Source organism: Alteromonas sp. AMM-1 (assembly GCF_047290655.1).
Lineage (GTDB): Bacteria > Pseudomonadota > Gammaproteobacteria > Enterobacterales > Alteromonadaceae > Alteromonas > Alteromonas mangrovi.
This window is the reverse complement of record NZ_JBLBUE010000145.1, coordinates 1-9,166: the sequence shown is the minus strand read 5'-3', so window position 1 is coordinate 9,166 and position 9,166 is coordinate 1. Positions and strand designations below refer to the sequence as shown.

At 47.0% G+C, this 9,166-nt stretch carries 9 protein-coding genes; 6 read left to right on the top strand and 3 right to left on the bottom strand.

The genetic code is table 11. The features are described 5' to 3' along the window. Together ACLR2L_RS16460 and ACLR2L_RS16455 are read left to right on the top strand one after the other, a co-directional pair. Positions 1 to 1,548: DUF349 domain-containing protein (locus ACLR2L_RS16460; protein WP_413369629.1), on the top strand; the 1,548-nt coding region annotated here is incomplete at its 5' end. Then, a complete protein-coding gene (locus ACLR2L_RS16455; protein WP_140956846.1) occupies positions 1,548 to 1,763 on the top strand; it encodes a hypothetical protein in 216 nt (71 codons plus the stop codon). The genes ACLR2L_RS16460 and ACLR2L_RS16455, both read left to right, overlap by 1 nt. Positions 1,764 to 1,775: 12 nt before the next feature. Here the strand turns inward: ACLR2L_RS16455 and ACLR2L_RS16450 are convergent, their stop codons facing one another. Together ACLR2L_RS16450 and ansA are read right to left on the bottom strand one after the other, a co-directional pair. Then, on the bottom strand, positions 1,776 to 2,609 hold the full coding sequence (locus tag ACLR2L_RS16450; protein ID WP_413369627.1) for a DUF2797 domain-containing protein: 834 nt from the start codon (positions 2,607 to 2,609) through the stop codon (positions 1,776 to 1,778). Positions 2,610 to 2,619: 10 nt separating this feature from the next. Continuing rightward, positions 2,620 to 3,627 (bottom strand): asparaginase, encoded by a 1,008-nt coding sequence (gene ansA / locus ACLR2L_RS16445; protein ID WP_413369625.1) that lies wholly within the window; start codon positions 3,625 to 3,627, stop codon positions 2,620 to 2,622. A 173-nt stretch (positions 3,628 to 3,800) separates the two neighbouring features. Here ansA and ACLR2L_RS16440 point away from each other — a divergent pair, with 173 nt between their 5' ends. The 4 genes from ACLR2L_RS16440 (at position 3,801) to ACLR2L_RS16425 (ending at position 8,490) form a co-directional block, all read left to right on the top strand. Further along, a complete protein-coding gene (locus ACLR2L_RS16440) occupies positions 3,801 to 4,586 on the top strand; it encodes an SAM-dependent methyltransferase (RefSeq protein ID WP_140956849.1) in 786 nt (261 codons plus the stop codon). 56 nt (positions 4,587 to 4,642) lie between these two features. Then, positions 4,643 to 4,840 (top strand): hypothetical protein, encoded by a 198-nt coding sequence (locus ACLR2L_RS16435; RefSeq protein ID WP_413369622.1) that lies wholly within the window; start codon positions 4,643 to 4,645, stop codon positions 4,838 to 4,840. 21 nt (positions 4,841 to 4,861) lie between these two features. Further along, positions 4,862 to 6,604 (top strand): diguanylate cyclase, encoded by a 1,743-nt coding sequence (locus tag ACLR2L_RS16430; RefSeq protein WP_413369621.1) that lies wholly within the window; start codon positions 4,862 to 4,864, stop codon positions 6,602 to 6,604. 125 nt (positions 6,605 to 6,729) lie between these two features. After that, complete coding sequence (locus tag ACLR2L_RS16425) at positions 6,730 to 8,490, top strand: GGDEF domain-containing protein (protein WP_413369619.1); 1,761 nt, start codon at positions 6,730 to 6,732, stop codon at positions 8,488 to 8,490. On the opposite strand, the gene lipA is transcribed toward ACLR2L_RS16425, so the two are convergent. Further along, positions 8,483 to 9,166: lipoyl synthase (gene lipA / locus ACLR2L_RS16420; protein WP_413369617.1), on the bottom strand; the 684-nt coding region annotated here is incomplete at its 5' end. The two genes, ACLR2L_RS16425 and lipA, sit on opposite strands and share 8 nt — an antisense overlap.

The following is a 9,166-nucleotide window of genomic DNA, read 5'->3' as shown; positions in this document are numbered from 1 at the left end:
CAGTGGAAAGCGCTGAATAAATTGCTCAATGCACAAAAGCAAAAGAAGCAAGCAGAGCAACAGTCGGCGTTAAAAGCCTGCCGTAAGCACATCAACATCATTGATAATTTGATTGTGCAAGGCAAGTTTAAGTCGGCTATGGTCAGGTTTGCTAAGTTGTCTGAAATCTATCAGCAAATGCCCGTTGCCACTCAACAAGTAATTGAAAAGCGGTATCTGCAGATTGAAGCCGATATTGCCCGACTGGAAGGCTGGCAAAACTACATTGCTGCACCGCGTAAACCACAACTGATTGAGCAGGCTCAGGCACTGGTTGCAACCACCGATACCGACATGCCAGGGCGCGCTAAGGCAGTAAAAGTACTTCGCCAACAATGGCAAAGTTTAGGTAGCACGGGTAGCGATGATGACGAATCACTAAACCAACAGTTTAACGCGTTGTTGGAAGAAGCCTTTGTCCCATGTCGTGTCTATTTCGCTGAATTGGAGACTGCACAGGCGAACGCTGCCGAAGAGCGTGTACAGCTGATATCGGCATTGTCTGCACTAATTGAAGACACAGTGGAGCAATCAGACCGCTATACCCGTTTTGAAGCGCTAAAAAAACAATGGCAGCAGGCTCCGCAAACCGATGCAGAGCGTTACAGCCAGCTTCGGACGCAGTGGGATGCAGTAAGCGAGCAGGTTAACAACCTGTTGTCTCCCTGGATCCAGCGTAACCGCGAAATTAAAGAGCAACTGGTAAGCCAGACTGAGGCATTGAGCAAAGCCGATAATGCCGTTGAAGCCAGCGAGCAGGCAAAGGCGCTTCAACAACAGTGGAAGCAAACCGGTCCTGCGGGCAAGCGTGTTGAATCTAAATTGTGGTTTGCGTTTAAAGCGGCCAATGATGACGTGTTTGCCAGAGCAAAGTCACAGCAACAGCAAGCGCGTCACCAACAACGCTCTGAGTCACAACAATGGCTGCAAGCGCTGGATAAATTGAAGGCAGAGATTGACGATGCCGCGCAGGCGTCTCAGCAAACGGCGCTGGATTCACTGGCTGATTCGCTGTCTAAGATGTCGATGAATCCCAAGGAGCGCAAAGGTCTGGAGTTGCAGCTGCGCAAAGTAATGTCGACCTTACAGGATGCGCTCACGTTGCAACAGCATGAGTTGTGGGGCGAGCAAATTGATATCGTTATTGATGAAATCAGTAAACAACAGGGAACTGGTGCAGGCAGTTTGTCTGAACAGGCACCGGATTTACCTAACAGTTGGTGGAAAGGCAGTGTATTGCAAAACGAGGAAGCATTACAACACGATTTGTTGATGCTTGAGGTACTGGCGCAACTACCTTCCCCTGCTGAATACGAGTCTGCGCGTTCAACGGTGCAATTGCAATTAATGCAAAGCAAACTGAGTGGTAATGCGTTGCCTGAGCCTAACGTGCTTATTGCTGGGTTAATTGCCAGTGCAGGCGCGTTTGAATCATCGACAGGCGCAAGCTGGGAGCACCGTTTGCGTGATATTCTAAGCTATTACGTGTTGCCAGTGGCGGGGGTGTAATGCAAAACGCTATCGAGTATGCGTTTGAAAGCCAGCCTCAGGCATACCGTTTTCTAAATACCGCTAAACACCTCCAGGCCGATAACCTGAAGGTGAAGTACGGTCAGAGTAATTTTCACGTTAAAGTGTCGTATCGGATTAAAACCGGTGGTTTTGATACTATGCTCGCGCAATTAGACGAGCTGGCACTGGAAATGGGTGGCAGCGAAGTCTGACACCCGTTTTTGCTATACTGTCAGCGTTACTTTATATCCGGCAAATTTGCGGATATTAATTACCCTGTCTTCATCCAGGATCCAGTACTGGCCTTTTATACCAGTCAGCACACCGCTGAATTGCGGTGTTTTGTCCAGGTTCAGCGATTTAATTTTCACTGGATAAGTATCAACCGGATAACTAATTGTGTGCAGTGTGTCGTCTACCGGTGCGAACGCTTGTAAACCCTTCTCCTGAGCAATCTTGTTCAACTCATCATCGAGTTCTGACAGCAAACGTTGTTTCAGGGCGGTTAAATCCTGATGCTCAGCCGGGCCTTTAAGCATGGTTCGCCAATTGGTTTTATCACCAATAAACTGGGTGCAGAGTTTTTCAATACGCCCACTGGTTAATCTGTCGGGTACGCGCAACATAACGGTTGCCTGAGTCGCCCCCTGATCTATCCAACGACTGGATATGCCATCGGTAACGTGGCGGGTGATTCCCACTTTCATGTTCCCGGTATTGGCAAGGTATACGAAGTGATCCGATAAACAATGTGTTTCACCCCATTGCGGATCGCGGCAGGTACCCTGGTGATAGTGACACAACTCCGGTTTAATAATGCAGGTATCGCATTCCGCGAGCTTCATCATGCAAGGGTAGCAGTAGCCCTGATTAAAGCTTTTTTTTGTGGTTCGTTCACAATCTACACAATGAATTTCACCATGGTAGGTTAAGTCTACAGACTGGCCTATCAGGGCGTTCATGTCGATATCGTGCCCGCCCAGAGCGAGGGTATACTGAGCTACGCAATCGTCGCTGGCGCTCACCCGCATTTTACTTAAGTTGCCGCTGTATTGCATTGGTGTACCTTTATTCAGTGAGTTCGCCGCGCAAGTTGTGTGTGAGTGCGTGTTTAAGTGCTTCTACCGTCAGCGACTGGCTAAGCAGACAGTGCAGCTTGGCCAGCGTTGCTTCCGGCGTCATATCATGCCCGGATACAACACCTATCTGCGATAAGCCATGGCCGGTTTTATAGCCACCCATGTTAACTTTTCCCCGCAAACACTGGGTACAGTTGATTACCACTATGTCGCGCTCGGCGGCCAGTTTAAGCTGAGCAAGCAAGGCGGGATTTTGCGGCGCATTGCCAACACCATAACTCAGCAGGATCAACGCATTTACCGGTTGTTGAATGGTGTTTTCAATTACCGCAGGTGATATACCCGGGTACAGGCTTACCAGTCCGATGGGTTGCGCCTTTACCGGATTCACTTTTAACGTATGGGGAGTGGGCAGTGTGATTTTGCCCGCTTTTACCCGAATGCTGATCCCGGCTTCCAGCAGCGGCGGGAAGTTCGGTGAGTCAAAGGCATCAAAGCCGTCCGCATCCACTTTGCGACTGCGATTTCCGCGCAGTAGCTTGTTATTGAAATATAAACTGACTTCCGCAATGGGATAATTGGCGGCAATATACAGGGCGTTTAGCAGGTTTTCCTGTCCGTCAGAACGCAGCTCTGCAAAGGGGATTTGTGAGCCCGTAATAATTACCGGCTTGCCCAGATTTTCCAGCATAAAACTCAATGCTGATGCGGTATACGCCATGGTATCGGTGCCATGCAGGATAATAAAACCGTCGTATTGGTCGTAATGATTGGCAATATCATCTGCAATATGTTGCCAGTCTGCCGGACTCATATCCGATGAGTCCATTAGCTCATCGTATTCATGTAATGTGTAGAGTGGCATTTCTTCGCGGTGAAATTCCGGCATGTTAGCCAGCGTTTGTGCCAGAAACCCCGGAGCAGGTACATAACCTTGCGCCGATGGGCGCATACCTATTGTGCCGCCCGTGTAGGCAATATAAATGTGTTTACGCATAGTCTGTGTCGTTCTTGTATTTTTATTCATTGTAGCAAGCCTTGCCGCGCTGGGTACAGTCAGTCGTTATAAACCTGAGGAATAACTCGAATATGCGATCTTTTTATATTAATCTATTCGATTATTGGTTTTTTAGCCGATAGACAGAAAAGCAGTGTATACAGGATTAAAGCATGGCGGTAAAAGCGGGAAGTTTGGTGTGTGTAGGCCCTGGTATTGTGCTTGGTGCGCACATGTCAGAGCGGTGTCGGAATCATATTTCCCAGGCCGATGTAGTGTTCAGTAGTTGTCATCCGGTGATTGAAAAGTGGATTGCTACCATGCACCCGGATGTCCGTTCATTGCAAGGGCTGTACGGTAAAAATAAAGACCGCGGACAAACCTACACAGAAATGCAACAAGCACTGATGGATGCCGTTCGCAGCGGGCTGCGGGTTGTAGGTGTGTTTTACGGTCATCCGGGGGTGTTTGCACAGGTACCGCATGCCGCAATAAAACAGGCAAGGGAAGAGGGCTTTACCGCATGGATGGAACCGGGGATTTCTGCTGATGCGTGTTTATATGCAGACATGGGGATCGACCCAGGCGCCTATGGATGCCAGTCTTTTGAAACCAGCCAGTTTATGTTTTACGAGCGCGTAATAGACCCAACTGCCTATCTGATATTATGGCAACTGGGGCATGCCGGGGATTTGTCGATGACACCAAAGCAAACCGGGCCGCAGGAGCGAACTGTGCTTATGAACATGCTGCTGGAACACTATGCGCCTGATCATAAGATTGCGATATATGAATCTCCTTTTTTGCCAACGCAACAACCCAAAATAGTCTGGTTTTCGTTGCAAGAATTACCCAATGCAGACGTGTCACTCATTTCAACATTAGTGATTCCTCCGGGTAAAAAATTAAGGCCAAATCATGCGATTGTTGCGCAATTAAAATCGATTTCCGGCGCATAGCGTGGTAAAAAGAATGTTAGGCAATACAAACCCGAATGGATATAAAAGGTACAATAATGACTGCTATCAAAATTTTAGAAAAATTGGGTATTGACCCTGCGTCTGATTTGTCACAATTAACTAAACAAGACCGCGCAGAAATAGAGGCGCTGATAGCGTCAATGTCTGATACTGAAAATCAGCCAACCTTATCCATTTCTAAACCTGATGACCCGGAGGAAGAAGAGCCGCCGAAAGAATCAGTAATTGCATAACAGCGAGAAGTAGTCAGAAGTATGCAGCGTATTACTTTAATGTCGTTTTTGTTGGTAATGCTATTAAATGCATTGTCATTTACTGGACATTGTCAGACAGATTATACATTAGAGTTATCCGAAATTGACCATGCTCGCCTTTCCACTCCTGTGGAAAGCCGCTTGCGCTTGGCTGCTATACCTGTTGAAGGGTTAAGTTCTGAACAGAGAGAATATTACCAATATCTCGATGCTTACTTTCTGACATTTGATGGCGACCTTGATGCCGTAATCAATCGTTATAACGAACTCCTGGGTGTCACTCAAAACGCCGACATTCGTATCCGCACTATTGGCTCGTTGATTAATTTGCTAGGAGCCAAAAAACAGTGGGAAGAAGGCTTTCACCGTGTTGAAGAGTTGTTAGCCCTTCTGCAACAAAACCCTGAATCTAAATATCGCCCAGGTGCATTTGTAAGCCTTGCATTGTTATACCGGCAAATCAATCAACCGGAAACCGCATTGCATTTCAGTGAGCGTGTCTTGTCTATGCCAGATGCCGATCTACTCAACCGTTGTTTGGCTGCTTCGGTTAAAATCTCTGCGTCTATCCAATTGAACCTCGATATCGTTTCCCTTGCTGAATTTACTGACGCTGAAGCAGTATGCAGCGAGGCTAAATTAGATTATGAACTGATCAATATCGAAGTATGGAAGGTCAAATGGCTCAAACAGCAGAATCGCTTTCAAGAGGCGTTGAATGTACTTCAATTTACGCTCATTCAGGCAGAACAGTTTCGCCAGGATTCCCAGTTAGTAGAGATATATAACCATTTTGCTACGTTACATGTTGCACTAAAGCAGTATGATGAGGCGCAGCAGTATGCAGAAATGGCATTGTCCCTCGATAATATTGATAGCTTCGTTGGTGCTAAGATCACCATGTTTGATGTGTTACGCCAATTGGCTGAAGTGAAACAGGACTTCAATCAAGCTTATTATTATTTGAATGAAAAGCTGGCGCTTGAAAAAAGCATGTTTGAAAGCAAACTGGCAAATGAAATGGCTATTCAGAAAGCCTGGTTTGAAGTCGACGCCAAGCAAAGTCAGATTGAAATTTTAAACAAGCAAAATAACTTATTAAAAACGGAGTCTCAACTCACCACTGAACAGCTGGAAAATTCGCTTCTTGCGTTGTCTTTAGTTTCTCTGCTTTTGGCGACCTTATTGTTCTGGTCGTTTCGAAGCCGTAAAGTGCAGGCAAAACTGCGTTATTATGCACATACCGATGGTTTGACTAAAATTGCTAACCGTGGCTTCTTTACTGAAAGCGTAGAAAGTCTTCTGAGTCAGGCACAGAAAAACAACAATGCGGTGTCGTTGATCTTGTTGGATTTGGATCACTTTAAAAATATTAATGACACCTATGGTCATCAGGTGGGTGACTGGGCGCTCATTCAGGTTGCTGCTACTATTCGCGATAGTGTGACTGAAAATGCCATTGTAGGGCGATTGGGCGGCGAAGAATTTGGTGTCGCTCTGATGGTGCAGGACAGCAGTGTTGGATTGCGGATCGCAGAAGAATGCCGGCAGGCAATTGATAATATCGATACCAATAAATCGGGCTATAATTTTAAGCTCACCGTGAGTGCCGGGGTGGGGTGCAGTTCGCATGCCGGTTATAAACTCGATAATTTATATGCGGCAGCAGATTTAGCCTTGTATCAGTCGAAACAGTACGGCCGCAACCGGGTGTACGAATACTCTGCCAGTATGGCGTCGTAGTTGAAGAGACGCGGTTGTAAACTATGAAAGGCACTAGAAAATCATCGCGTTATTGCTATGATTGGTTGAGCCAGGCATGTCGGTTAAATTTACCTGGGTAGTGTTCAGATGTAACTGTGTTGGAGGTGCGTATCAAATTTGCAGTATTGCGACACCTCACGTCATGCCTCCTGTTTATAACAGTACTTACCAGCCCGTTGAGTCACGCTCAGGAAGCCATCGAACTGTTAGAGCAAGCCGATAGCTTGCGTGTAATGGATCGCCAGGCGTCGCTGGCACTCTTAAAAAAGGCCAGTCGCTTTACGCTCTCAGACAGTGAACAAGACTACCTCGACTACCTGCATGCCTTTCACGTAGCAATGAATTCTGACATCAGTAAAGCGGCAAAGTTACTGGAGCCGATTACCATAAGACATGATAGCGGCCGTCTTGCCCTTCGCTCCCGGGCTACTCTTCTTAGTTTATACGCAGGATTAAAAGAATGGGAAAAGGGCGTATTACTGGTAGAGGAATTGGTCGAAATTCAGTCCCGCAGTCCACGCGATAGCGACTGGTTTACTGCCCGTATAGGTCAGGTGTTTTTTTTCCTGCATTTAGAATTGTTTAATGATGCCCTGCAGCTGATTATGGACGCGCGCAGCTATCCCGAGCCAATGCCAGATGTGCTTAACTGCCGTTTTACTACTTATGAATTTACCGCAAAAAAAGGGTTGAATCCCTCTGATATTGATGACCGTTGGTTAGACACACTCCAAAAGCAATGTGATGCCTTGCAGCCCAGCGTCTATACCATAGATTACCTGGTTACCTGGAGCGATTTACTCAATAGCAGGCAAGACTATAAAGCTACCGTGGCGTTTGTCGAAAGCCATCAAAGCAAAGTGAAAAAACTCGACTATTTTCATTTATGGGCGGCACTTCAAAATCACTACGCGCTGGCGTTATTTTCGTTACAACGTTATGACCAGGCAGAGTTAATCGTAGACGACCTGTTAGCTAACCCGGTATTAACTGATTATCTTCAAGGCTATATAAAGGCCAGCTTGCTTAAGTCGGAATTGGCAAAGCGACAACAACAATATGCGCAAGCGTATCACTGGCTCAGGATCGTAAGCGATTTGCGACATCAGGAACAAAAAAGTGCCATGGCTAAACAATTGGCCGTGGCCCAGGCGGAATTTAGCCTGGCTGCATCAGAACGGGCAATGCAGTCATTGGGGAAGCAAAACGCCTTACTGGAACGCGAATTGCTCGTTAGCCACCAACGCATGCTGAACACGTATTTAGTGGCAGTGTTGTCTGTTTCGTTGATTATGTTGTTGCTTGTAACCTTGTATCGTCATAAGCAACAACGCAAAACGCTGGTAAAGATGGCTAATACGGATGCCTTAACAGGGCTGCACAATCGCCGGTGTTTTACCGAGCGGGTAACTGCATATCTAGCTAATCCAGACCATGCTGAAACATGCAGCATGATTTTAATGGATTTGGATAATCTGAAATGGGTGAACGACGGTTTTGGGCATCAAAGTGGGGACTGGGTGTTGCAAAATGTCAGTAACGTTATCCTTGAGCTTCGTACTCCACAAGTGCTCAGTGTGGCACGCATCGGGGGGGAGGAAATTGCCATCTTCCTCGTTTCCACAAACGCCAGTCAGGCTGAGGAATTTGCCTGGCTGATTAGTCAGCATTTAAGCATGATAAGTACGAAAAAGCAGTTGGATGGACGGGTAATCTCTGCCAGCTATGGTGTGTGTGATTCAAATAGTGCTGGCAGGTCGTTAACCTCAATGCTAAATGCCGCCGATGTGGCAATGTATCAAGCAAAAAGGGCGGGTAAAAAGCAGGTTGTGGTATATCAACCTGCTCCCGAGTTTATTATTTAATTTCTTCGCCAGCGGCCTGACGGTCGGCGTGGTAACTAGAACGCACCATAGGGCCACAAGCGGCGTGAGTAAATCCAATTTCTTTAGCCAGTGCGCCTAATTCGTCAAATTCATTCGGGTGAACGTAGCGTTTAACCGGGAAGTGATGACGGCTTGGTTGCAGGTACTGCCCCAGTGTCAGCATGTTTACGTCATGAGCGCGTAAGTCTTTCAATACTTCAGCGATTTCTTCCTTCGTTTCGCCCATCCCCATCATCAGGCCCGATTTGGTGGGAATCGACGGGTGTTGTGCTTTAAATTTCTTCAATAAGTCCAGTGACCACTGATAATTTGCACCCGGACGACACTCACGGTACAAGCGCGGGATGGTTTCCAGGTTATGATTAAATACATCTGGTGGCCCGGCTTTGAAAATTTCCAGTGCCCGGTCCATGCGACCGCGGAAATCCGGAACTAATACTTCAATCGTGGTATTCGGGCTGTGCTCGCGAATGGCGTTTATGCAATCAACAAAGTGCTGAGCACCGCCGTCGCGCAAATCGTCACGGTCAACTGAGGTAATTACCACGTATTTCAGGTTCATTTCTTTAATCGTGGTTGCCAGTTTTAAGGGCTCTTCAGCGCTTGGTGGTAAAGGTTTGCCGTGCGCAACATCACAAAACGGGCAGCGGCGGGT

Excerpts from the sequence above, each read along its gene's own strand:
- ACLR2L_RS16455 (WP_140956846.1), top strand. The coding sequence starts at position 1,548 with ATGCAAAACGCTATCGAGTATGCGTTTGAAAGCCAGCCTCAGGCATAC.
- ACLR2L_RS16450 (WP_413369627.1), bottom strand. The coding sequence starts at position 2,609 with ATGCAATACAGCGGCAACTTAAGTAAAATGCGGGTGAGCGCCAGCGAC.
- ansA (WP_413369625.1), bottom strand. The coding sequence starts at position 3,627 with ATGCGTAAACACATTTATATTGCCTACACGGGCGGCACAATAGGTATG.
- ACLR2L_RS16440 (WP_140956849.1), top strand. The coding sequence starts at position 3,801 with ATGGCGGTAAAAGCGGGAAGTTTGGTGTGTGTAGGCCCTGGTATTGTG.
- ACLR2L_RS16435 (WP_413369622.1), top strand. The coding sequence starts at position 4,643 with ATGACTGCTATCAAAATTTTAGAAAAATTGGGTATTGACCCTGCGTCT.
- ACLR2L_RS16430 (WP_413369621.1), top strand. The coding sequence starts at position 4,862 with ATGCAGCGTATTACTTTAATGTCGTTTTTGTTGGTAATGCTATTAAAT.